The organism is Actinoplanes lutulentus, assembly GCF_003259845.1.
Classification (GTDB): Bacteria; Actinomycetota; Actinomycetes; order Mycobacteriales; family Micromonosporaceae; genus Actinoplanes; species Actinoplanes lutulentus.
The window spans coordinates 251,908-275,030 of sequence record NZ_QLMJ01000013.1 but is presented as its reverse complement, the minus strand read 5'-3'; the positions used below and the strand labels follow the sequence as shown (position 1 = coordinate 275,030).

Genomic DNA, 23,123 nt, shown 5'->3' with positions numbered 1-23,123 from the left:
TTCGAGCGGACCCACACGCGAACGGCGCCCGTCCCGGAAGACCGGGACGGGCGCCGTTGAAGCAGTTACTTCTTCTTCGCGGCAGTGACCTTGGCGTACTTCGCCTGGAACTTCGCGACCCGGCCCGCGGTGTCGAGGACGCGCTGCTTGCCGGTGTAGAACGGGTGGCAGGCGCTGCAGGTCTCGACGCGGATCTCGCCGCCCTTGGCGGTGCTGCGGGTGGTGAAGGTGCTGCCGCAGGAGCAGACGACCTCGGTCGTCGTGTACTCGGGGTGAATGCCGCTCTTCATGATTACTCGGTCCCTCTCGATGATCAGGTCGCCGGGTCGCCTCACCTGCTGGAAAGGCGTGAACCGGAACCTCTACTGGCCGATGTACCAGTCTGCCATGCCCCGGTCAGCTTCCGGAAATCAGGCGGCGGAACTGGACACGTCCTCGTTAACGTGAGCGCCCCCCGGCTAATTCCCGCCCCCGATCCAGGGATCCGACCATGACTCGACTGCTCATCACCCGAGGCCTGCCGGCCTCCGGCAAGACCACGTTCGCGCGCAAACTCCAACCGGGCGTGGTCCGGGTCAACCGCGACGACCTGCGCCGGATGCTGCACGGCGCGCGGCTCTACACCCAGCACGCCGAGGACCAGGTCGGCCAGGCACAGCGCGCGGCGGTCGAGGCGCTGCTGCGGGCGCACGGCAGCGTCATCGTCGACGACACCAACCTGCGACCCGAGACGGTACGCCGATGGGCCGAGATGGCCGCCCGCTTCGAGGCGTCGTTCGAGGTGCACGACTTCACCGACGTGCCGCTCGACGAGTGCCTGCGCCGCGACGCCGGGCGGCCGGAGAGCGAGCGGGTCGGCGAGGGCGGGATCCGCCGCATGCACGAGCGCTACCTGGCCGGCAAGAATCTGCCGCTGCCGGTGCCGTGGGTGGAACGCGGCGGTCCCGGCGTGGTCTACCGGCCCGATCCGGAACTGCCGGAGGCGGTCCTGGTCGACATCGACGGCACTGTCGCGCTGATGACCGGCCGCCGCCCGTACGACTGGCATCGGGTCGGCGAGGACGCGCCCAACCCGGCGGTGATCACCGCGGTCCGGGCGATGCACGCGGCCGGGCACGCCATCGTCTTCTGCTCGGGCCGCGACGAGGTGTGCCGGGACGAGACCGAGGCGTGGCTCGATCTCTTCGTGGGTGTGCCGTACGAAGCGCTGTTCATGCGCCCGGAAGGCGACAGCCGCAAGGACGCGATCGTGAAGCGGGAGTTCTTCGACGACGAGATCCGGGACCGCTGGCGGATCACCGGGGTTTTCGACGACCGCCAGCAGGTGGTACGTATGTGGCGGGCGCTGGGCCTGACCGTTTTCCAGGTGGCAGAGGGGGATTTCTAGGGTGAAGTACCCGAGAACATTCCATCTGCCCGACTCACCGGGTGCGACATCTGACGACCGCGTTCAGCACGATTTGTCCTGGCTGGACGGCGAGCTCGTGGTAACCGAGAAGATGGACGGCGGGAACCTCACCTTCACCCGCGACACCATGTACGCCCGATCGCTCGACTCCGGGACGCAGCCGTGGGACCGCCCGGCGAAAGCGCTCTGGGCCATGACGGCGCACCGGATACCGGACGACTGGCGGGTCTGCGGCGAGTCCATGTGGGCCCGCCGCAGCGTCGCGTACGCCGACCTGCCCGGTGTCTTCCTGGTCTTCGGCATCTGGGACGAGACGAACACGTTGCTCGGCTGGGACGACACTGTCGACTGGGCGAAACGCCTGGAGCTGCCGGTCGTCCCGGTCCTCTACCGCGGCGGCAGCATCTCCGAGGCCCGCGCCGCCTGGTCCTGCCAGCGCAGCGAGAAGAGCTCCGAGGGTTACGTGGTCCGTGCCGCCGGCCGAATACCGGCGTCCGATTTTGATCACAAGGTGCTCAAGTGGGTGCGTGCCGGCCACGTGCGTACCGAGGCATCGTGGCGGCACCGCGACGACTTCGCTCTCAATGAGTTCGCTTGACGGGACAGCCTTGCGCCCGGTCCGCCGCCTCGTCGTCCAGATAGAACGCCGGCCGCAGATCCATCTCCTCGTAATACCGGTGGAAGACTGGCGTCAGTCCACCGGACATCGGCGGCACGATCCACGACCAGTCCGCCGGCGTCGGCCGGCCCGCTTTCTCCTCGTTGCGCAGGTGCGCCATGAACCGCTGCGACTCGGTGTGGTGGTCGCTCATCTTGACGCCGGCCTGCTCGAAACTGTGCAGCACGGCCCGGTTCAGCTCGACCAGCGCCCGGTCCCGCCAGAGCGTCGACTCCCGGCTGGTGTCCAGCTCCATCCGGGCGGCGATCGTCGGGATCATGTCGTACCGATCGGCGTCCGCCAGATTGCGCGCGCCGATCTCGGTGCCCATGTACCAGCCGTTGAACGGCGCGAGCGGATAGTGCACGCCACCGATGGTGAGCCGCATGTTGGAGATGGCCGGGACGGCGTGCCAGCGCAGCCCCAGCTCGGCGAACCAGCCGTACTCGGGGTGGGTCAGCGGCACCTCGCGGATCGCGCGTTCCGGCAGCTCGTACAGGCGCAGGCCCTCGGCCGGCGTCTCGATCACGAGCGGGAGCACGTCGAACGCCTCACCCTTGCCCTGCCAGCCGAAACCGCGGACCACGTCGGTGAGACCTTGCTGCCGCGCGTCCCCGACCGTTTTGCCTGCTTCGGTACGGTAACCGGCGTACCGGATCAGCTGCTCGTTCCAGACCCGGGCGAACGGCTGCCCGGGCTGCGCCGGCGCGAAGATGCTGATCACCGGGCGGATCGCGGCTTCGCCGGCCGACTGGAGATGCTGCACCAGCAACGAGTAGATCTCGTCGGCGGTCCGCGCCCGGCGCCGGTCCAGCACCATCAGGCTGCGCCAGTACAACCGCCCGATGCACCGGCTGGAGTTGCGCCAGGCCATCCGGGCGCCGTGCGCCAGCTCGTCGGTGGTGTGCACGTAACTACCGGTGGCCGCGACCTGCGCCCGGACGATGGCCAGCCGTGGCTCGACCGGGCCGAGCCGCGGGTTCTCGGTGTAGCAGCGGCGTAGAAAGTCCTCGGCCTCACCAGGATCGACGGGAGCACTCGGATCCCATTGCTCGGCCGGGTGGTCCCGGTAGCCGGGCACGATCATCGAGCGCCTCCGGATTATCGAGGGATGTGATACCGGAGGTTCGCACGACCCCTAGCGGGGCGAATCAGACAACTTGTGCGACAAAAGAGGCGCGGCCCACCCGATTGGGTAGGCCGCGCCTGATTTGTTCGGTTACTCGCCTGGTGTCGACTTGGCGATCTGCATCAGGAACTCGATGTTGGTCCGGGTCTGCTTGAGCCGGTCCAGCAGGAGGTCCAGAGCCGCGCCGGACTCCAGCGAGCTGAGCACCTTGCGGAGCTTGTGGATGATCGCAAGCTCCTCCTTGCCCATCAGGATCTCTTCCTTACGGGTGCCGGACGCGGAGACGTCCACGGCCGGGAAGGTCCGCTTGTCCGCGATCTTGCGGTCGAGCTTGAGCTCGGCGTTACCCGTGCCCTTGAACTCCTCGAAGATCACCGTGTCCATCATCGAGCCGGTCTCGACGAGCGCGGTCGCGAGAATGGTGAGCGAGCCACCGTTCTCGATGTTGCGCGCGGCGCCGAGGAACCGCTTCGGCGGGTAGAGCGCTGTCGAATCGATACCACCCGACATGATGCGGCCGGAAGCCGGCGCCGCCAGGTTGTACGACCGGCCGAGCCGGGTCACCGAGTCGAGCAGCACGACGACGTCGTGTCCGAGCTCGACGAGGCGCTTGGCCCGCTCGATCGCCAGCTCGGCGACCGTGGTGTGGTCCTGCGGCGGACGGTCGAACGTGGCCGCGACGACCTCGCCCTTCACCGAACGCTGCATGTCGGTGACCTCTTCGGGACGCTCGTCCACGAGCACGACCATCAGGTGGCACTCGGGGTTGTTGTGGGTGATCGCGTTCGCGATCGCCTGCAACACCATCGTCTTACCAGCCTTCGGCGGCGAGACGATCAGCGCGCGCTGACCCTTGCCGATCGGCATGACGAGGTCGATGACCCGGGTGGTGAGGATGTGCGGCTCGGTCTCCAGCCGCAGGCGCTCCTGCGGGTAGAGCGGGGTGAGCTTGTAGAACTCGGGACGACGGCGAGCCTCGTCCGGCTCCATCCCGTTGATGGTGTCCAGACGGACCAGCGGGTTGTACTTGTCCCGGCGCTGGTCACCGGTGTCGCGCGGGGTGGAGCGCACCGCACCGGTCACCGCGTCACCGCGGCGCAGGCCGTACTTCTTCACCTGCGACATCGACACGTACACGTCGTTCGGGCCGGAGAGGTAACCGGTGGTCCGGACGAACGCGTAGTTGTCCAGCACGTCGAGGATGCCGGCCACCGGGACGAGAACCTCGTCGTCGGAGGTGTGCGGCTCGCGGCCCTCACGAGGGCTGCCGCCGTCACGCTGACGACCGCTGCTGGCGCTGGCGCCGGCCGGCACCGCCTCTTCGTCACGGTCACGACCACGGCGGCGGTCACGGAACCGGCTACGCCGGCTCCGGCGGCCACCCTCGGAATCGTCGTTGTCGTCGTCGTGGCCCTGGTCGGCACGCGGTGCGCGATCACGGTCGTTGTCGCGCTGGTTGCGGTCGCCGTCACGCGGGTTGCGCTCACCGCGCTCGCCGTCGCGGGGATTGCGCTCGCCATCACGCGGGTTGCGCTCGCCATCGCGGGGATTGCGCTCACCGTCACGCGGGTTGCGCTCGCCGTCGCGGGGGTTGCGCTCGTTGCGCTCGCCGTCGCGGGGGTTGCGCTGCCGGTCGCGGTTGCGCTCGCCCCGCTCGGGACGCTCGCCCCGCTCGGCACGCTCGGTGGTCTCGGCGGCGGGCGCTGGTGCGGCCTGAGCCTCGACGGGAGTGGCCACGGCCGCCACGGCGACCGGAGCAGCCTCGACCGGAGCCGGCGCCGACTCGCGGGGGGTCGTGTCACGGGTGGCCCGCTCACGGCTGCGCCGCGACGGACGCTCGGAGGCAGCCGGAGCCGCCTGCTCGGGCTGTGCCACGGCCTGCTCGACCGGGGCTGCTGCGTTCTTCGGCTTCTCGACCGGAGCGGCCTGGACCGGCGCGGTCTCGACCGGAGCGGCCTGGACCGGAGCGGCCTGAGCCGGGGCGGCCTGGACCGGAGCGGCCTGGGCCGGTGCGACGGCCTCGGAGCCGTTGGTACGCGGACGCGGCGGCTCGGCGGACGCGGCCGACGCACCGCTCTGGCGCTCGGTGATCGCGGCGATCAGCTCGCCCTTGCGCATCCGGGCGGTGCCGGAGATGCCGAGGGAGGCGGCGAGGCTCTGCAACTCGGGCAGCAGCATCGCGGACAGCCCCGTGCCGCCACGGCGGCGCTTCGTGGCGGTCGCGGTGGTGCCGGCGCCGTCAGCGACGTCAGAAACACCCGACGTCACGTCGGTGGTGTCGCTCAATGGATTCCTTCCGTCGGAAAAAACCCGAGTCCACCCGGAACTGCAGCCTGGGCCGGGTGCCCTCGGAGCCCGCTTCGCAACAGCGGCGCGGGAGTTCGTGCAGCACGGCAGCTCGACCGGTGTCCCTGCCCGTCAGGGCTTGACGGGTAGGTCTCGGCGAGTGCAGCGATCTATCGACTGCTGCCCGGCGTATGCCTTGATGAGAGTTTGAGACAGGCCATCGGCCCAGAATCTCGGGGGTGCGCCGAACCGCAGAGATCGCTTGCTTCGCGGCTGTGCTAGGTCTTGAGCGTAGTCAACTCGTGCGACCTGCGGCAACAGGGCCCCGCTCGGCGTGTTCCACCATACCCCCTTTCACACGAGCACCGGCGTCATCCACGCCCAGCACTTCGCCGCGCCAGTGCGAGCCCGGGTGGAAATCGGCCGGGACCTCGGTCAACGCCAGAACTGTCGGTCCCGCGCCACTGATCACAGCGGCCACTCCGATCGATCGGAGCGCCGCGACGAGCGACGCCGACCCCGGCATTCCCGGTCCCCGGTAACCCTGGTGCAACCGGTCCTCGGTCGCCGGGAACAACAGCGACGGATCACTCGTGAGGGCATGAGTCAGCAACGCTGCCCGGCCCGCGTTGAACGCGCCGTCGGCGTGCGGCACCTCGGCCGGCAACGCGGCACGGGCGGTCGCTGTGTACCCACGCTCGTCGGGGATGAAAACCGTCGGGCGTACGCTCGCCGCCGGAGTGAGGCTCACCGCGCGGGCGCCGGCCACACCCTCGGTCCACGCGACGGTGAATCCGCCGAGCAGACAGGGCGCCACGTTGTCCGGGTGGCCTTCGATGCGCGCGGCGATCCGCAGCGCGTCCGCGTCGTCGAGCAGCTCGAGACCACCCTTGACCAGGCCACGGGCGAGTTGCACACCGCCGACGATGGCCGCCGAGGAGCTACCCAGGCCACGCGCCTGCGGGATCCGGTTGACACAGCTGACCGCGAGGCCGGGCGGGCGCTCACCCAGCTCGTCGAACGTGGCGAGCATGGACCGCACGACGAGATGCGATTCGTCGACCGGCAGTTCGCCCGCGCCCTGACCGCTGATCTCGACGGTGAAACCCGAGTCGGTCACGCGCGCGGTGAGGTCGTCGTGCAACGTGAGCGCGAGGCCCAGCGAGTCGAAGCCGGGACCGAGGTTCGCGCTGGTCGCCGGCGTGCTGACGGAGACCGTTTCAGAGACGAAGGACAGGCCCATCGCCACATGCTAGGGCGTGATCATTTAAACCGAGGCGTCCCGGTCCGGTATTCCCGAATGTCGAGGCGCGGCGAGCCGGCGCGTGGCGATCCGCCAGACGATCGCGTAGATCAGCGTGATCGCCGCGCACCCGGCCAGGACGAACCGCTGGTCGACGTGGTCGATGACCGCGCCGGCGCCGAGCTGGCTGATCGCGATGGCCAGCGTCGCCAGCATCATGTCGGTGGCGAACACCCGGCCGCGCAGCTCGTCCGGCACCTCACTCTGCAGCGCGTAGTTGGAGAGGATCCAGTTCGTGCCGCCGGCGAAGTGCGCCACGAAGACCAGCACCAGCACCAGCGGGAACCACGGGCTGAACGCGACGCCGAGGTAACCGATCCCGTACAGCCCCATCGAGAGCGCGAGGCCGGGCAGCAGCCAGGAGGGGCGGTTCAGCACCGGGCGCATCAGCAGCGGCCCGACCAGCGCGCCGGCCCCGCGCAGGGCGAAGAGCAGCCCGGCGCCGAGCGCGCCCGCGCCGTGCGCCACCGCGATCAGCGGGAAGACGGTGAGCACGCCGTTGCCGAGCCCGACCGCCGACTTGACCGTGACGAGCGCGCGGAGCCTCGGCCGCGCCCCGATATACCGCAGCGCCTCGACCAGCGCGCGCATCGTCCGCGGCCGCTCGCCGCCGCTGCGCGGCGCTTGCAGCGGACGGCGGATCAGGCTGGTCAGCACGGTTCCGGCCAGGAGCAGGGCCGCGGTCACCGCAAAGCAGACGTACGGTCCGAAGAGGGTGCTCACCACGCCACCGAGAGACGCGCCGACCACGGTCATCGTGCCCCAGGCGGAGCCGGCGACCGTGTTGGCCGCCGCCAGATCGTCCGGGTCGACGACGTTCGGCAGCGCGGCGGAGGCGGCCGGGGAGTAGAAGGCCTTCGCCACCGCCATCGCGCCGACCGCGACGATGGCGAGCCAGGCGGTGGCCGGTGTGCGTACCGCGAAGAGCACCAGCACCGCGAGGAACGAGGCGAAGTTGGCCGCGATCAGGATCTTCCGCCGGTCCAGCCGGTCGGCGATCGTGCCGGTGTACGGCAGCAGCAGTGCGTTGATCCCGGTGTCGGCGGCGAGCACCATCGCGCCCCAGACACCGCTGCCGGTGAGCTCCGGCAGCAGGACGAGCAACGGGACCATGACGAACCAGTCCGCGCCGAAGACCACGAGCTCGGCCGAGAAGAGACGCCGGAAGTCACGGTTGCGGGTAAGGACCGAAAGGGCTTGTGGCACTGTCCGACCCTATAAGCACCGATGCCCGGCCACCGTGGGGTGGCCGGGCATCGAATCACACCGTTCTGCTACTTCGCCTCACCGGGCTTGCGCGGCATCTTCAGCACCTCGAACTGGTCGGTGTAACCCCGCAGCGCACCGGACGAATCCGCCTTGCCGCTGGTGACCGGCTCTTTCGCGCCGGTCTCGTCGTCGCCGGCGGTGTTCTCCGGCACCGGGTCCGCCTCGACCACGCCGGCCTTGCGGGCCCGCTTGGCCGCCCGCTTCTGCCGGCTCTTCTCCTTGCGGTTCTCCACCAGCGTGTAGAGCGCCGGCACCAGCACCAGCGTCAGCAGCGTGGAGCTGACCAGACCACCGATCACGACGATGGCGAGCGGCTGCGAGATGAAGCCACCCTCACCGGTGAGACCGAGCGCCATCGGGATCAGCGCGAAGATGGTCGCGATCGCCGTCATCAGGATCGGCCGCAGACGGTGCCGGCCGCCTTCGAGCACCGCTTCCTGGACGCCCATGCCGGCCGCCCGGTAGTGGTTGATCAGGTCCATCAGCACGATCGCGTTGGTGACCACGATGCCGACCAGCATCAGTACACCGATCAGTGCCGGAACACCGAGCGGCGTGCCGGTGATCAGCAGCAGGCCGATCGCGCCGGTCGCCGCGAACGGGATCGACACCAGCAGGATGATCGGCTGCAGGATGCTGCGGAACGTCGCCACCATGATGATGAAGACGATCGCGATGGCGGCGAGCACGGCCAGGCCGAGCTGCGCGAACGCCTCCTGCTGGTCGGCGCTGACGCCACCGACCGTGTAATCGGCGCCCGGCGGCAGGTCGAGCGCGTCCAGCTTCTTGGTCAGGTCCGCGTTCACGGCGCTGAGGTTCGAGCCGGTGACCGTGCCGGTGACCGTCGCGGTGCGGTTGCCGTCGACCCGGGTGATCTGGTCCGGGCCGTCGACCTGGTTGACGTCGGCGACCTGGTCCAGCGGGACGACACCCTTGCTGGTGGTCAGCGGCAGGGCCTTGAGCGCGGCCGGGTCGGCCGGCGCGCTGCCGAACGAGATGACCACGTCCTGGCTCTCGCCGTCGACCGAGATCGAGCCGGCCGGAACGGACCGGAACTGGCCGGCGACGCTCTGGCCGATCTGTGCCTCGGTGAGACCCGCGTCGGCGGCGGCCTTGCGGTCCACCACCACGTCGAGCCGCGGCACGCTGGTCTTGAGGCTGGTGTCCACGTCGGTGACACCGGAGATGCCGGCCATCGCGGCACGCACCTGCTCGGTGGCGGTCGCGAGCACCGCGTTGTCGCCGGACTGCACCTCGACGGAGAGGCTGCTGCTGCCCAGGCCCGAGCTCTCCTGACCGATCTTGATCTCACCGGCGCCGGTCAGACCCGCGAAGTCGGTACGCAGCTCCTCGGTGATCTTCTCGCCGTCGGCGTCCTCGGCGAGGGCCACGCTGTACGTCGCGGTGCCGGAGCCGCCGCCACCCGCGAACGGGTTGGCCGAGTTGCCGCCGACGGTGACCTGGTACGTGGTCACGTCGTCGCGCTCGGCCAGGATCGCCTCGACCTTCTTGGCCGCCGCGTCGGTGGCCGCCAGGCTGGTGCCGGCCGGCATCTCCTGGCTGATCGTGAGGCTGTCCTGCCCCGAGTCGTCGAGGAAGTTCGTCTCCAGGCGGGTGGCCAGGCCGAACGTGCCGAACAGCACCAGGATGCCGATCAGGACCGTGGTCCAGCGCCGGGTCGTCGCGAACCGGATGACCGGCAGGTAACCGCGCTGCAGCGGGCTGCGCAGCTCCTTCTCCTCGGCGGCCTTACGGATCGCCTCGGTGTCGGCGTCCGCGGCCGGCGGCTTCAGGAACCAGTACGCCAGCACCGGCACGACGGTCAGCGCCACGAACAGCGAGGCCAGCAGGGCCACCGTCACGGTGATCGCGAAGGACGAGAAGATCTGCCCGACCAGGCCGCCGACCAGGGCGATCGGGGCGAAGACGGCCACCGTGGTGAGCGTCGAGGCGACAACCGCTCCGGACACCTCCTTGACCGCCGCGAGGATGGCGTGCGTCTTCTCCTCGCCGTACTCAAGATGTCTCTTGATGTTCTCCAGCACGACGATCGAGTCGTCGACCACCCGGCCGACCGCGATGGTGAGCGCGCCGAGGGTCAGCAGGTTCAGCGTGTAGTCGCCGACCCAGAGGGCGATCAGCGCGACCAGCACGGACAGCGGGATGGAGACCGCGGTGACCAGAGTGGACCGGACGCTGAGCAGGAAGACCAGGATGACGATCACGGCCATCACGAGGCCGAGCAGGCCCTCGGTGGTGAGGCTCTCGATCGAGCGCTCGACGTACGGCGCCTGGTCGGTGATGACGGTCAGCTGCGCGCCGGAGTCGGCTTCCAGGTCGGCGAGCATGTCGCGAACCTCGTGCGAGATCTCCACCGGGTTGCCGTCCGGACGTGCCGTGACGGCGATGCCGAGGCTGTTCACCCCGTCGGTCCGGGTGTACGACTCGGCGGCGGGCAGCTTGCTCTCCACCGAGGCCACGTCACCGAGCCGCACCGGGCCACGGGCGCCGGTCAGGTAAACGGCCTTCAGCTGATCGATCGTGGTGATCGGCGTACCGACCTGCACGGTGAGCGACTGGTCGCCCTCGACCACGGCGCCGGCCGGGATGGAGGCGCCGTTGGCCTGCAGCACGCTCGTCAGGGAAGCCGGGTTGACGCCGGCCGCACCCATCTTCGCCAGGTCCGGCGCGATCACCACCTGCTCGGCGCGAGCGCCGGTGACCTGCACGTCGCGTACACCGGAGATGCCGTTGAGCTCCGGCACCACGGTCTCGTTCAGCTTGCTGAGCAGGTCACTCTCGTCGCTGCCACCGGTCGCCGCGAGCACGATCGCCGGGATGTCGTCGGTGCCGCCGGCGAAGACCTGCGGGTCGACGTCGTCCGGCAGCTGCGCCTGAATCCGGTTGATCGAGGTGGTGACCTGGTTGACCGCCGACTCGATGTCCGTGCCGAACTCGAAGAGCACGACGACGCTGGACACGTTCTCGCGGGAGGTCGACGTGACGCTGTCGATGCCGTCGATGCCCTTGACCGCGTCCTCGATCGGCTTCGTCACCTGCTCCTCGACGGCCTCCGGGGAGGCGCCGGGCAGCACCGCGCTCACGAACGCGGCGGGCAGCTCGATCGAGGGGAAGAGCTGCTGCTTGAGGGACGGGATCGCATAGAGGCCGAAGCCGCTGATCACAATCGCGATCAGGGCGACCAGGCCTCGGTTGGCAAGGCTTAACCGTGTCAGAGCTGACATGGGCGCTCCCCCGAGATAAGTTCGGTCGATACTGATATTTTGCCTGACGCGAACAAATGGTTTTCCGCCGGGGTCCGCTGGTACCGTCCGACATCAGCTGGACCCGGCCCGGACATCAGCACGTCACCGAAGGAGCAGGCGCTGAGCGAGAAAGAGAAGCTCATCGCAGACATCATGGGCGCGCAGATCCGGCTCCAGCACGTGTTTGCCGATGACCGGTCAGATCCGCTGTTCGCGACGCACCTGACCATGTCCCAGCTCAAGATCCTTCTCCTGCTGGCCCGCCACGGCACCGTTTCCGGCGGAGAACTCGCCCGCATGCTGGGCGTCGGCGCCGCGGCCTTGAGCGGCATGGTCGACCGCCTGGTGGTGCAGGACCTGGTGACGCGCACGGAAGACATGCACGACCGGCGAGTCCGCCGGATCGGCCTCACCAAAGCGGGCACCGAGGTCATCGACGGCATCATCACCGCAGGCGTGTCCCGACAGCGCGACCTTCTCAGCCGACTCTCAGCCGACGAGCTGTCCGTCGTCTCCCAGGCCATGGAGCTGCTGCTCCGCGAGGCAACAGCCTGCGCGACCCAGCCGCCCGAGCCCCACTCACCCTGAGATCAAATTCCTTCGGTACGCACAAAGCACAACGCTCAGCCCCCAGCCCCAAAGCCCCCACACGTGCCGCCCCGAGATTCACCCCAAACCCGAACCCAACACACACTCAGAGCCGCCTCCCGGGTGTCGACTTGGGGTTCGCCGCACACCCAAACTCAACACACGGCGGCGTTTGACCCGCAGCGTGTCGACTTGAGGCCCAATCCGCACCCGAACTCGACACGCGGCGGCGCTTGACCCGCAGCGTGTCGAATTCGGGTGCGGCAGGCGAAGCGCTATGACCAGGCGGGCACGCATTCGCCGGGCGGGCAGCACCCAACGCCGGGGCGAGCCGTAGCTCAGACATGCCATGAGGCTGGATGACCTATCTGGGCTACGGCTCGCCCCCAGCGGACGGCTCACCCAACGGCCAGGTCACCCAACGGCCGGGTCGCCCAGCGGCCAGGTCACCCAACGGCCAGGTCACCCAACGGCCAGGTCACCCAACGGCCAGGTCACCCAACGGCCAGGTCGCCCAGCGGCCGGGGCCGGTCCGCTTGGCGGGGGCCGAGGGCATCACGCCGCGATCATCACGCCCGGTGTGTGTCGAGTTGGGGCGCGTATCGAACCCGAAATCGACACAGGGCGGGCGAATCGCGAGGTGCGTGTCGAGTTTGGGGGCGTAGCGAACCCGAAATCGACACGCATGTGGGGGCCTGCGCGATCTTCGTGCCGTAGCCGGCCGCCGGGGCCGCGAGAGGCGCCGGGGCCGGGAGGGCGCGCCGGAACCGGGACGGCCGGCCGGGGCCGGGAGGGGGTGCCGGGGCCGGCGGCGGGGTGCGCCGGCGGGAGGGGCGTCAGGCGGCTCGGGCTATGAGGGGCTGCCGGTTACGCGTACCGGAAAGGGAGCGGAACCGGCAGTCCTGGGGTGAGCGTCGCTCAGGTGAGGTCCAGCGATTTGGCGGCGATCAGGGCGTCGTTGGGGATCACGGTGGGTGACGGGGCGGTGGAGATCGCCCACTCCGGGTCCTTGAGGCCGTGGCCGGTGACCGTGCAGACGACGCGGGAGCCCGCCGGGATTTTGCCTGCCGCAGACTGCTGGAGGAGGCCGGCGACGCTGGCGGCGCTGCCGAGTTCGACGAAGACGCCGACTTCGCGGGCCAGCAGGCGGTACGCGTTGAGGATGTCACGGTCGGTCACCGCGGAGATGAGGCCGCCGGATGCGTCGCGGGCGTCGAGGGCCTTGGTCCAGCTGGCCGGGTTGCCGATGCGGATCGCGGTGGCGATGGTCGACGGGTTCTCGACGACCTTGCCGTTGACGATCGGGGCGGATCCGGAGGCCTGGAAGCCGAACATCTTCGGCAGTCTCGTGCTGTTGCCGGCCGCCTTGTCCTCCTGGTAACCCATCCAGTACGCCGAGATGTTGCCGGCGTTGCCGACCGGGAGGCAGTGGATGTCGGGGGCGTCGCCGAGGGCCTCGACGATCTCGAAGGACGCGGTTTTCTGGCCGTGCAGGCGGAAGATGTTCACCGAGTTGACCAGGGCGACCGGGTAGTCCTGGGAGAGTTTCGACGCGAGCGCGAGGCAGTCGTCGAAGTTGCCGTCGACCTGGAGCAGCCGGGCGCCGTGCACGAGGGCCTGCGCGAGCTTGCCGAGCGCGATCTTGCCCTGCGGGACCAGGACCGCGCAGGTGATGCCGGCCCGAGCTGCATAGGCGGCGGCCGATGCGCTGGTGTTGCCGGTGGAGGCGCAGATGATCGCCTTCGCGCCGTCCTCGACCGCCTTGGAGACGGCCATCGTCATGCCGCGGTCCTTGAACGAGCCGGTCGGGTTGGCGCCCTCGACCTTGAGGTAGACGTCGGCGCCGACCCGCTGCGAGAGCACCGGGGCGGGCACGAGCGGGGTGTTCCCCTCGTGCAACGAGACCACCGGCGTGGCGTCGGTGACCGGCAGCCGGTCCCGGTACGCCTCAATCAAGCCCCGCCACATGGCCTACTCCTCACTACAAGCTGGGACGATCCGCGCACAGCGTGCCCCAGGATTCCGATCTTCGGGACCGACCGCCCATTATTCAGGACGGTGGCTGACCGCCTCGACGTTGTTGCCGTCGGGGTCGCGCACGAATGCGCCGTAGTAGTGCTCGTGGTACTCCGGGTGCAGCGCCGGCTCGTGCAGCACCTCGGCGCCGGCCGCGACCGCCGCCTGGAAGAAGCCGTCGACCGCGTTGCGGTCGGCGGCCTCGAACGCGATGTGGGACTCGCGGTTGACACCCTCACTGGACTCGCTGATCCAGAAGTCCGCGTGGTCGATGCCGTAACCGATGGCGACCTTGTGGTCCTGCAGGCGCCGCCCGCCCAGGGGCGCCAGCACCGCGTCGTAGAACGCGGCGCTGGCCGGCAGGTCGGCACATTGGAATCCCACGTGGTCGAGCACTAGCCGGCCCCTCCCTCGACGCGCAGCACGCTGGCGATCGACCGGACGATGTCCAGCCGCGACAACGCCTCGACGGTAGCCGCCAGAGCAGCGTCCGGAGCACTGTGAGTCACAATGACCAATTTCGCGTCATCCTCACGACCGGACTGCCGCACCGTGGCGATGGAGACCTCGTGATCGGCGAAGACGCCGGCCACGCTCGCCAGGACGCCCGGACGCTCGGCCACGTCGAGGCTGATGTGGTACCTCGTCAGGGACTCGCCGATCGGGCGTACCGCGAGCTTGGCGTAATTGCTCTCGCTCGGCGCGCGGGTGCCGGTCAGCTTGTTGCGAGCCGCCGCGACGATGTCGCCGAGGACCGCGCTCGCGGTCGGACGTCCGCCGGCGCCCCGGCCGTAGAACATCAGCGGGCCGGCCGCCTCGGTCTCCACGAAGACCGCGTTGAAGGCGTCGCCCACACCGGCGAGCGGGTGGGTCAGCGGGATCATCGCGGGGTGGACCCGGACACTCACCGAGTCCGCGCCGCGCTGCGCGATGCAGAGCAGCTTGATCGTGCAGCCCATCTCCTTGGCGCTGGCCATGTCACCGGCCGTCACCCCGGTCATTCCCTCACGGAACACGTCCGCCGCGGTGACCCGGGTGTGGAACGCGAGCGAGGCGAGGATCGCGGCTTTCGCGGCGGCGTCGAAGCCCTCCACGTCGGCGGTCGGGTCGGCCTCGGCGTAACCCAGCTCGGTGGCCTCCTCCAGCGCCTCGTTGAAGCCGGCGCCGGTCGAGGCCATCGAGGAGAGGATGAAGTTGGTCGTGCCGTTCACGATGCCCGTCACCGCAGTGACCCGGTCGCCGTGCAGCGACTCGCGCAGCGGGCGCAGCAGCGGGATCGCGCCCGCCACCGAGGCCTCGTAGTAGAGGTCGGCGTTGCCCTCGGCCGCGGCGTCGTGCAGCGCGCCGCCGTCCTCGGCGAGCAGCGCCTTGTTCGCCGTGATGACGCTCTTGCCGGCACGCAGCGCCTCGGTCAGCCAGGTGCGGGCCGGCTCGATGCCACCGACGACCTCGATCACCACGTCGACGTCGTCCCGCTTGATCAGGCCGAGCGCGTCGGTGGTGAAGAGCTCCGGGTCCACCGGCAGGTCGCCACGCTGGCGGCCTGGCCGGCGCACCGCGATGCCGACCAGCTCCAGCGGAGCGCCGATCCGGGCGGTGAGGTCATCGGCCTGGTCGTGGAGCAGCCGGACCACTTCAGTACCGACGGTGCCGCAGCCGAGCAGGGCCAGGCGGATCGGTTTTGCTGAGCTCATCCAACATCCAATGCAAGCAGGTCGTCCTCGGTCTCGCGCCGCACGATGACGCGGGCGGCGCCGTCGCGCACCGCCACCACGGGCGGCCGAGGAACGTGGTTGTAGTTGCTCGCCATGCTCCGGCAGTAAGCACCGGTGCCCGGCACGGCGAGAAGATCTCCGGGCTGCACGTCGGCGGGCAGGAATTCATCCTTCACGACGATGTCCCCGGACTCACAATGTTTTCCCACAACGCGGGCGAGGATCGGCTCCGCCGCGCTGCTCCGGTTCGCCATCGTGGCCGAGTAGGAAGCGTCGTAGAGCGCGGTCCGGATGTTGTCGCTCATCCCGCCGTCGACGCTCACGTAGGTCCGGATCCCGTCGACGTCCTTGACCGTGCCCACCTCGTACAGGGTGAGAACTGCCGGACCTACGATCGCCCGTCCCGGTTCGATCGAGAGCTTGGGTACGCGCAACGAGGCGAGCTCACACTCCGACTCGACGATCTTGATAATCCGCTTCGCCAGGTCACCGGCAGTGGAGGGCTGATCCTGCGTGGTGTACGCGATACCGAAGCCACCACCGAGGTCCAGCTCCGGCAGCTCGACGCCGCGCGCGTCCCGGATCTGCGCCTGCAGCTCCAGGATCCGGCGGGCGGACACCTCGAACCCACTCGTGTCGAAGATCTGCGAGCCGATGTGCGAGTGCAGGCCGCGCAGGTCCAGGATGTCCTCGTCGAGGATCCGGGCGGCGGCCGCGAACGCCGCCCCGCCGGAGAGCGAGAAGCCGAACTTCTGGTCCTCGTGGGCGGTCGCGATGAACTCGTGGGTGTGTGCTTCGACACCCACGGTGACGCGGATCAGCACGGTTGGCCGCTTGCCGGATTTCTCGGCGAGGTCGCTCAGACGGGAGATCTCGTCGAACGAGTCGACGATGATCCGGCCGACGCCCGCGTCCAGGGCCCGCTGCAGCTCGGACACCGACTTGTTGTTGCCGTGGAAGCCGAGCCGCTCGGGCGGGAACCCCGCGGCCAGCGCCACCGCCAGCTCGCCACCGGAGCAGACGTCCAGGAAGAGGCCCTCCTCCTCGACGATCCGCACGACCGCCTTGCAGAGGAACGACTTGCCGGCGTAGAAGACGTCGGCGCCGGCGAACGCGTCCCGGAAGTCCCGGCAGCGGGCCCGCAGGTCGTCCTCGTCCAGGAGGTAGGCCGGGGTGCCGTAGTCGGCGGCCAGCTCGACGACGCTCTTCCCGCCGACCTCGAGATCGCCGCTCGACGACCGCGACACCGTGCGCGGCCAGAGCTGCGGCACCAGAGCGTTCACGTCCTGCGGTGTCCGCAGCCAGGCCGGCCCGCGGCTGCCGAGGTCACCGTGCAGGGCCCCGGCCTCGTGTGCGCGCATGCTTACATCCTCTCCGGGGCAGAGACACCGAGCAGGGACAACCCGTTGGCGATCACCGTACGGGTGGCGTCGTTGAGCCACAGCCGCGCGCGGTGCGTCTCCGTGATCGGGTCGTCGCCCTTCGGGCTGACCAGGCACTTGTCGTAGAACCGGTGGTACGCGCCGGAGACCTCTTCGAGGTAACGGGCCACGTGGTGCGGCGCCCGCTGCTCGGCCGCGCGAGCCACCACGCCCGGGTACTCGTTCAGCGCCTTGAGCAGGTCGTTCTCCTTCTCGTGGCTGAGCAGCTCGGGCTTGAAGTCGTCCGGCTCGCCCCGGGTGACGCCCTTGTCACGCGCGTTGATCGCCACGTTGAAGGTGCGCGCCGCCACGTACTGCACGTAGTAGACCGGGTTCTCCCGGCTCGCGCTGGTCCACAGGTCGATGTCGATGTCGATCGGGGAGTCGCTGGAGTACCGGGCCAGGGCGTACCGGGTGGCGTCCACGCCGAGCGCCTCGACGAAGTCCTCCAGGGTCACCACCGTGCCGGCCCGCTTGCTCATCCGGACCGGCTCGCCGTCCCGGACCAGGCTCACCAGCTGGCCGATCAGAATTTCCAGGTTCTTGCCAGGATCGTCGCCGAAGCACGCCGACATGGCCTTCATCCGGCCGATGTACCCGTGGTGATCGGCGCCCAGCATGATCACGACCCGGTCGAAACCGCGCTTGCGCTTGTCCAGGTAGTACGCGCAGTCGGCGGCGAAGTACGTCCAGTCGCCGTCGGACTTGCGCAGCACCCGGTCCTTGTCGTCACCGAACTCGGTGGTCCGCAACCAGGTCGCGCCGTCGTTCTCGAAGATGTGGCCCTGCTCGCGCAGCCGGTCCAGCGCCTCCTGGAGCTCGCCCCGGTCGTGCAGGTCCTTCTCGTTGAAGTACGTGTCGAAGTGCACGCCGAAGTCGGTCAGCGACTGCTTGATCTCGGCGAACATCAGGTCGACGCCTTTTTGGCGGAAGATCTCCTGAGGGTCGTCTGTTTGGAGAACCCCGGGCTCGATCTTTACGACATTTGCCGCAATTTCCGAAATGTAGCCGCCGCCATAGCCGTCCTCCGGCGCGGGCTCACCTTTCGCTGCGGCGAGCAGCGACCGGGCGAACCGGTCGATCTGCGAGCCGGCGTCGTTGAAGTAGTACTCGGTGCCGACCTCGGCGCCCGCCGTACGCAGCAGCCGGGACAGCGCGTCGCCGACCGCCGCCCACCGGACCCCGCCGATGTGCACCGGACCGGTCGGGTTCGCCGAGACGAACTCCAGGTTGATCCGCTCACCGGTGAGCCGGTCGGTCTTTCCGTACGCTGAACCGGCGAGAACGATGTCGCGGGCCAGCGCGCCGGCCGCGGCGGCGTCCAGCCGGATGTTCAGGAATCCCGGACCGGCGATCTCCACCGACTTGATCCCGGGGCGTCGTCCCAGCTCCTCGGCGAGGGCGGCAGCCAGCTCGCGCGGCGCCACACCCGCTTTCTTGCCGACCTGCAGGGCGATCGTCGAGGCGTAATCGCCGTGCTCGGGGTTACGCGGCCGCTCCACCGTCGTCGTGGCGGGCAGTGCCGCTGTGTCGAGACCGCGCGTCTCGAATACGGCACGAGCAGCTGAGAGAACGGTGTCAGCAAGGTTGGCGGGAGTCACTGGGCCATGCTATCGGGGGTAGACTTCGGCGTTCGGCGGCCACCCGAGCCCCGCCCCTTTCTCTTAATACGAATCGACGAGGCGCGATGAGCATGAGCACGCCGGGTCCCGAACGGGTCCCGTCCACTGTCAAGGTCGGCAAGACGACCGGCCAGGGCAAGCCCCCCGCGGGCGGGCCCGGCGCGAGCCGGCCCGCGGCGAACCGCCCAGGTGGCAAGGGCGGCGCCAAGGGCAAGGGCCGCAAGCCGGTCACCCCGGTCAAGGTCAGTGGAGGCCGTAACTGGGGACCCATCGCGGTCACCGGCGCCGTGATCCTCGTCGCCGCCGGCATCATCGGCTGGGGTGTCATCGCCTCCGTCCAGGGCAGCAAGCCGTGGGAGGAGCAGGTCGCCGCGATCGATGGCGTCGTCGACTACCGCGCACAGAAAAACGCGGCGATCGACGACCGGACCCACAAGGAGGGTCCGCAGACCTACGTGACGAACCCGCCGGTCGGTGGCGCGCACAACAGCACCTGGCAGAACTGCATGGGCGACGTCTACACCGAGCCGATCGCCAACGAGCACGCGGTGCACAGCCTTGAGCACGGCGCGGTCTGGGTGACATACAAGCAGGGCCTCGACGCCGCCCAGGTGGAGAAGCTCCAGGCGAAGGTCGAGGGCAAGGAATACACCCTCATGTCCCCGATCGCGAACCTGGACAAGAACGTCTCGGTGCAGGTCTGGGGTTACCAGCTCAAGGTCGACAGCGCCGACGACAGCCGCATCGACGACTTCATCCGGATCACCCGGGTGAAGGCCTCGATGGAGCCCGGCGCCGCCTGCTCCAGCGGCAACACGACCAGCGACCCGGTCCCGGCCGCCGCGGCTTCGGCCGGCGCCACCGGATGATCTCGGAAGTCCAGCCCTCCGCTTCGGGCGCGTCGACGGACGCGCCCGAGGCGGGTGGCACCCGCACCTTCGGATACGTCGCGGTCGCCACCCTCCTGGTCGGCCTGATCCTCGGCCTCGGCGCCGGCCTGGTCGTCCCCGGCCTGCGTACCCCGGGCACCGACTCGGTCGAGGCCGGCTTCCTGCGCGACATGTCCACGCACCACGCCCAGGCCGTCGAGATGGCGATGATCGCCCACACCGGCTCGGACACCCCGGACATCATCACGCTCTCCGCCGACATCGCCACGACGCAGCAGGGCCAGATCGGGTACATGCAGGCCTGGCTGCGCGACTGGGACCTCTCCCCCACCGGCACCGCCGAGCCGATGGCCTGGATCCCCGGCTCCGACGGCGCGATCGTCAACGGCCTGATGCCCGGCATGGCCACCCCCGAGCAGATGGCCGCGCTGCGCTCCGCCACCGGCAAGAACCTCGACATCCAGTTCCTCACCCTGATGCGAGCCCACCACGTCGGCGGCGTCCACATGGCCCAGGAGGCCATGGACCTCTCCGACAACGAGGACGTCGACTGGCTCGCGGAAAGCATGGTCACCGCCCAGCAGGGCGAGATCCAGCTGATCGACTCCCTGCTCAAGAAGGCCCAGGCAAGCTGACGAACGACACCGCCGGAACCGGTTGGCAATGGTTCCGGCGGGCCTGCTAGGCTCCTTAATCACTGGGCCCCCGTAGCTCAGGGGATAGAGCGTCGCCCTCCGGAGGCGAAAGCGCAGGTTCGAATCCTGCCGGGGGCACGAGTCGGAGGCGGTTTGTGTTGGCGGAAAGCGCCAACCGGGCCGCCTCGTTTTGTCTGCCGGGGGGCCGAGCCCCCCGAACCCCCCACGTTGCGGTGGGCGCGCTTTCGCCTTTTTCTTGCGCTTCCCCTTTGGTACGCCTGGAGCATGCGCTTTCGCCTACGAGGTTGTTTCTCGGGACCAAGGCAGTAACAGGCGCTCTAGGGCTACCAGCGCGTAATAAGAAGCGATGCTCATCAGGGCCAGCAGGAAAATGCCGGCGAAGGCCAGGCCGGTCTGGATGTTGGCCTTTGCCGCCACGATGACGTAGCCGATTCCGTCTCGGCCGCCGCCGATGAATTCGCCTACCACCGCTCCCACGAAGGCCAGGGAAATGGCCAGCTTCAGGCCGGTGAAGAACTGCGGGAGCGCCCACGGGACGCGCACTTTCAGGAAGGTCTTCACGCGCGAGGCGTCCAGCGAGCGGGTCAGCTCGATCAGGTCGGCCGGGGTGGAGCGGAGGCCGGCCACGGTGGACAGGACGATCGGGAAGAAGCAGAGCAGCACCACGACGAAGATCTTGGGTTGCATGCCGAAGCCGAACCACATCACCAGCATCGGGCCGATCGCGATCTTCGGGATGGCGTTGAAGCCGACCAGGATCGGGGAGACGGCCTGGTCGACGACGCGGGACGCGGAGATCGCCAGGGCCAGGGCCACGCCGATGACCACGGCGATGGCGAAGCCGGCCCAGACCTCGCGGAGGGTGTACCAGGACTGGGTCGCCAGGTATTCGGGCAGCCGGACCAGCTCGCTGCCGACCGTCTCGGGTGAGGGCACCACCTGCGGCGGCACGTCGTAGAGCCGGACCAGCAGGTACCAGGCGCCGATCAGGGTCAGCAGGAAGAGGACGGGCAGAGCTACCGCGACCATCGTGACATTGATCCTTATGCTAAGTGTTCGATGTGGACGAACAGGGGAGCCCGATGATCCAGCTCGACGGCGTCTCGCGCACCTTCTCCGGCCGCCGGGGCACCGTGCAGGCGCTGAGTGGCATCGACCTCCAGGTCGACGAGGGCGAGTTCGTGGCGGTGGTCGGCCGGTCCGGCTGCGGCAAGTCCACGCTGCTGCGCCTCGTCGCCGGACTGCTCGAACCAACCGGTGGAAAAGTGCGGGTCAACGCGACCCGGCGAGAGATCGCCATGCAGTTCCAGCGGCCCGCCCTGCTGCCCTGGCGCAACGTGCTGAGCAACGTCCTCTTCCCGGTGGAGATCTTCGGGTGGAAGCGGAAACAGCACGTGGCGAAGGCTCGTGAGCTGCTCGACACGGCCGGCCTCGCGGGGTTCGAGAAGCAGATGCCGCACGAGCTCTCCGGCGGCATGCAGCAGCGGGTCTCGCTCTGCCGGGCACTCATCCAGCGGCCGAAAGTGATGCTGATGGACGAGCCGTTCTCGGCGCTGGACGCGCTGACCCGCGAGGAGCTCACCGTCGAGTTGCAGCGCATCCACGCCCGGGAGCGGACCACCACGATCTTCGTGACCCACTCGATCGACGAGGCGGTGCTGCTCGCCGACCGGGTCGTCGTGCTGAGCCCGCGGCCCGGGCGGATCGCGGAGATCGTGGAGATCGGCGTGCCCCGGCCGCGCAGCCTCGGGCAGAACGAGCACACCGAGGAGCTGGCGCGCTGTTCCGCCCGGCTTCACGAGCTGCTGATGCAGAACACCGACGAGACGATCACGCAACCGGCTGGATGAACTCCGCCGGCTTCTTCCCGGCCGGGATCGAGCCGGCGTCGGTCAGGATCTCGATGACCCGGGACACCCGCTCGTTGTCGATCTCACCGAGCTTCGCGCCCTCACCGCGGGCGTACGGCGCCATGATCTCGAGTTCCTTGGCGGCGACCGCGGCGTCCGTCTCGGGCTGCGCCTTGTTCAGGATCTGACCGGCTTCGACGGGGTTCGTTATGGCGTACTCAAGGCCTTTGATCAGTGCGGTGTTGAACTTGGCGGAGAGGGCGGGGTCGGTCTTTTCCGAGGTCAGCAGGACGTTTCCGTAGAGGTCGGTGATGACGTCGCTGAACGGCAGCGAGATCGCGGCCTTGCCGCCGGCGGCTTTTTCGATCAGCGGTTTGCCGACCACGAATTGGCCGATCACGTCGACCTTCTTGGCGGCCAGCGCGCCGGCCAGCTCGCCCGCGTTGACCGGGACGATCTCCACCTTGCTCGCGTCGATGCCGGCGAGCTTCGCGTACGTCGGGAAGAGCAGCGTCGTGGTGGCGCCCGACTGGTCGCCCATCACCCGGCCTTCGAGGTCTTTCGGGGTGGTGATGCCGTACCCGTCGAGGGTCATGAAGCCGACCATCGACTTCTGCTGCACGGCGCTGACCGCGGTGATCCCGGTGACCTTGCCGGTCGCCTTGGTCAGGATGTATCCGGTCGAGTCCACCGGGGCGAAGTCGGCGGCGCCGGAGGCCAGCGCGGCCATGTTCTCCCCCGACCCGGTGCCGATCGAGATCTCGACGTCCAGACCCTGTTCGGCGAAGTAGCCCTTTTCGTCTGCGACGAACGCGTACGCCTCGCGGCCGAACGCGTTGAACGCCGTCAGGTATTTGACCTCGGTGAGGTCAGCCGACGAGTCCGGCGCCGAGGAGGAACAACCCACCAGCGCGAGAGTGGTCAGGACCGCCGCAACAATCCGCATCTATCAATCCCCCGGATCAAGAGAAGAGAAGGGACAGACTACGGAGACATCGATAACTGTGAGCGCTCTCCAGGTTACGAAAAGGCAACGAAACGGTCAG

At 69.0% G+C, this 23,123-nt stretch carries 19 protein-coding genes and 1 tRNA gene; 7 read left to right on the top strand and 13 right to left on the bottom strand.

From position 1 onward, the window contains the following. Positions 1 to 65: 65 nt before the first annotated feature. Entirely contained in the window at positions 66 to 290 is a 225-nt protein-coding gene (gene rpmE / locus B0I29_RS26825) for a 50S ribosomal protein L31 (protein ID WP_111651844.1), read from the bottom strand. Between the two features lie 200 nt (positions 291 to 490). Here rpmE and B0I29_RS26820 point away from each other — a divergent pair, with 200 nt between their 5' ends. Both B0I29_RS26820 and B0I29_RS26815 read left to right on the top strand, forming a co-directional pair. Next, positions 491 to 1,387 carry a phosphatase domain-containing protein gene (locus tag B0I29_RS26820; RefSeq protein WP_111651843.1) on the top strand — a complete coding sequence of 299 codons (897 nt, stop codon included), beginning with the start codon at positions 491 to 493 and terminating at the stop codon, positions 1,385 to 1,387. Position 1,388: 1 nt separating this feature from the next. Next, positions 1,389 to 2,006, top strand: coding sequence for an RNA ligase family protein (locus B0I29_RS26815; protein WP_111651842.1), 618 nt, complete (start codon positions 1,389 to 1,391; stop codon positions 2,004 to 2,006). Here B0I29_RS26815 and B0I29_RS26810 read toward each other — a convergent pair. From B0I29_RS26810 to B0I29_RS26790, 5 genes are all read right to left on the bottom strand, one after another. After that, positions 1,990 to 3,153, bottom strand: coding sequence for a nitric oxide synthase oxygenase (locus B0I29_RS26810; protein ID WP_111651841.1), 1,164 nt, complete (start codon positions 3,151 to 3,153; stop codon positions 1,990 to 1,992). The two genes, B0I29_RS26815 and B0I29_RS26810, sit on opposite strands and share 17 nt — an antisense overlap. A 132-nt stretch (positions 3,154 to 3,285) precedes the next feature. After that, entirely contained in the window at positions 3,286 to 5,481 is a 2,196-nt protein-coding gene (gene rho / locus B0I29_RS26805) for a transcription termination factor Rho (protein ID WP_111651840.1), read from the bottom strand. A gap of 295 nt (positions 5,482 to 5,776) precedes the next feature. Continuing rightward, the gene (thrB, locus tag B0I29_RS26800) at positions 5,777 to 6,724 is read right to left on the bottom strand and encodes a homoserine kinase (protein WP_111651839.1); all 948 of its coding nucleotides are present in this window, start codon (positions 6,722 to 6,724) and stop codon (positions 5,777 to 5,779) included. A 24-nt stretch (positions 6,725 to 6,748) separates the two neighbouring features. Next, the gene (locus tag B0I29_RS26795) at positions 6,749 to 7,990 is read right to left on the bottom strand and encodes an MFS transporter (RefSeq protein ID WP_111651838.1); all 1,242 of its coding nucleotides are present in this window, start codon (positions 7,988 to 7,990) and stop codon (positions 6,749 to 6,751) included. Positions 7,991 to 8,058: 68 nt separating this feature from the next. Then, a complete protein-coding gene (locus B0I29_RS26790) occupies positions 8,059 to 11,298 on the bottom strand; it encodes an efflux RND transporter permease subunit (protein ID WP_111651837.1) in 3,240 nt (1,079 codons plus the stop codon). Positions 11,299 to 11,337: 39 nt separating this feature from the next. Here B0I29_RS26790 and B0I29_RS26785 point away from each other — a divergent pair, with 39 nt between their 5' ends. Further along, positions 11,338 to 11,907 (top strand): MarR family winged helix-turn-helix transcriptional regulator, encoded by a 570-nt coding sequence (locus tag B0I29_RS26785; protein ID WP_245972751.1) that lies wholly within the window; start codon positions 11,338 to 11,340, stop codon positions 11,905 to 11,907. Positions 11,908 to 12,825: 918 nt separating this feature from the next. On the opposite strand, the gene thrC is transcribed toward B0I29_RS26785, so the two are convergent. The 5 genes from thrC to argS form a co-directional block, all read right to left on the bottom strand. Beyond that, positions 12,826 to 13,875, bottom strand: coding sequence for a threonine synthase (gene thrC / locus B0I29_RS26780; RefSeq protein ID WP_111651836.1), 1,050 nt, complete (start codon positions 13,873 to 13,875; stop codon positions 12,826 to 12,828). Between the two features lie 78 nt (positions 13,876 to 13,953). Next, complete coding sequence (locus B0I29_RS26775) at positions 13,954 to 14,319, bottom strand: VOC family protein (protein ID WP_111651835.1); 366 nt, start codon at positions 14,317 to 14,319, stop codon at positions 13,954 to 13,956. Further along, positions 14,319 to 15,617 (bottom strand): homoserine dehydrogenase, encoded by a 1,299-nt coding sequence (locus tag B0I29_RS26770; protein ID WP_111651834.1) that lies wholly within the window; start codon positions 15,615 to 15,617, stop codon positions 14,319 to 14,321. The genes B0I29_RS26775 and B0I29_RS26770 overlap by 1 nt, the downstream gene beginning before the upstream one ends. Continuing rightward, positions 15,614 to 16,999 (bottom strand): diaminopimelate decarboxylase, encoded by a 1,386-nt coding sequence (lysA, locus tag B0I29_RS26765; protein ID WP_111651833.1) that lies wholly within the window; start codon positions 16,997 to 16,999, stop codon positions 15,614 to 15,616. The genes B0I29_RS26770 and lysA overlap by 4 nt, the downstream gene beginning before the upstream one ends. A 2-nt stretch (positions 17,000 to 17,001) precedes the next feature. Next, positions 17,002 to 18,660, bottom strand: a complete 1,659-nt coding sequence (argS, locus tag B0I29_RS26760) for an arginine--tRNA ligase (protein WP_111651832.1) — start codon at positions 18,658 to 18,660, stop codon at positions 17,002 to 17,004. 86 nt (positions 18,661 to 18,746) lie between these two features. Between argS and B0I29_RS26755 the strand changes: the two genes are divergently transcribed. From B0I29_RS26755 to B0I29_RS26745, 3 genes are all read left to right on the top strand, one after another. Beyond that, on the top strand, positions 18,747 to 19,550 hold the full coding sequence (locus B0I29_RS26755) for a thioredoxin-like domain-containing protein (protein WP_111651831.1): 804 nt from the start codon (positions 18,747 to 18,749) through the stop codon (positions 19,548 to 19,550). Continuing rightward, positions 19,547 to 20,206: a DUF305 domain-containing protein gene (locus B0I29_RS26750; RefSeq protein WP_111651830.1), complete on the top strand. Its 660-nt coding sequence runs from the start codon at positions 19,547 to 19,549 to the stop codon at positions 20,204 to 20,206. The genes B0I29_RS26755 and B0I29_RS26750 overlap by 4 nt, the downstream gene beginning before the upstream one ends. Before the next feature lie 66 nt (positions 20,207 to 20,272). After that, positions 20,273 to 20,344, top strand: a tRNA-Arg gene (locus tag B0I29_RS26745). A 159-nt stretch (positions 20,345 to 20,503) separates the two neighbouring features. On the opposite strand, the gene B0I29_RS26740 is transcribed toward B0I29_RS26745, so the two are convergent. Next, positions 20,504 to 21,256, bottom strand: coding sequence for an ABC transporter permease (locus tag B0I29_RS26740; RefSeq protein ID WP_111651829.1), 753 nt, complete (start codon positions 21,254 to 21,256; stop codon positions 20,504 to 20,506). A 53-nt stretch (positions 21,257 to 21,309) separates the two neighbouring features. Here B0I29_RS26740 and B0I29_RS26735 point away from each other — a divergent pair, with 53 nt between their 5' ends. Beyond that, positions 21,310 to 22,077, top strand: a complete 768-nt coding sequence (locus B0I29_RS26735; protein ID WP_111651877.1) for an ABC transporter ATP-binding protein — start codon at positions 21,310 to 21,312, stop codon at positions 22,075 to 22,077. Here B0I29_RS26735 and B0I29_RS26730 read toward each other — a convergent pair. After that, positions 22,058 to 23,023 carry an ABC transporter substrate-binding protein gene (locus tag B0I29_RS26730; protein WP_111651828.1) on the bottom strand — a complete coding sequence of 322 codons (966 nt, stop codon included), beginning with the start codon at positions 23,021 to 23,023 and terminating at the stop codon, positions 22,058 to 22,060. The two genes, B0I29_RS26735 and B0I29_RS26730, sit on opposite strands and share 20 nt — an antisense overlap. Positions 23,024 to 23,123: the final 100 nt, after the last annotated feature.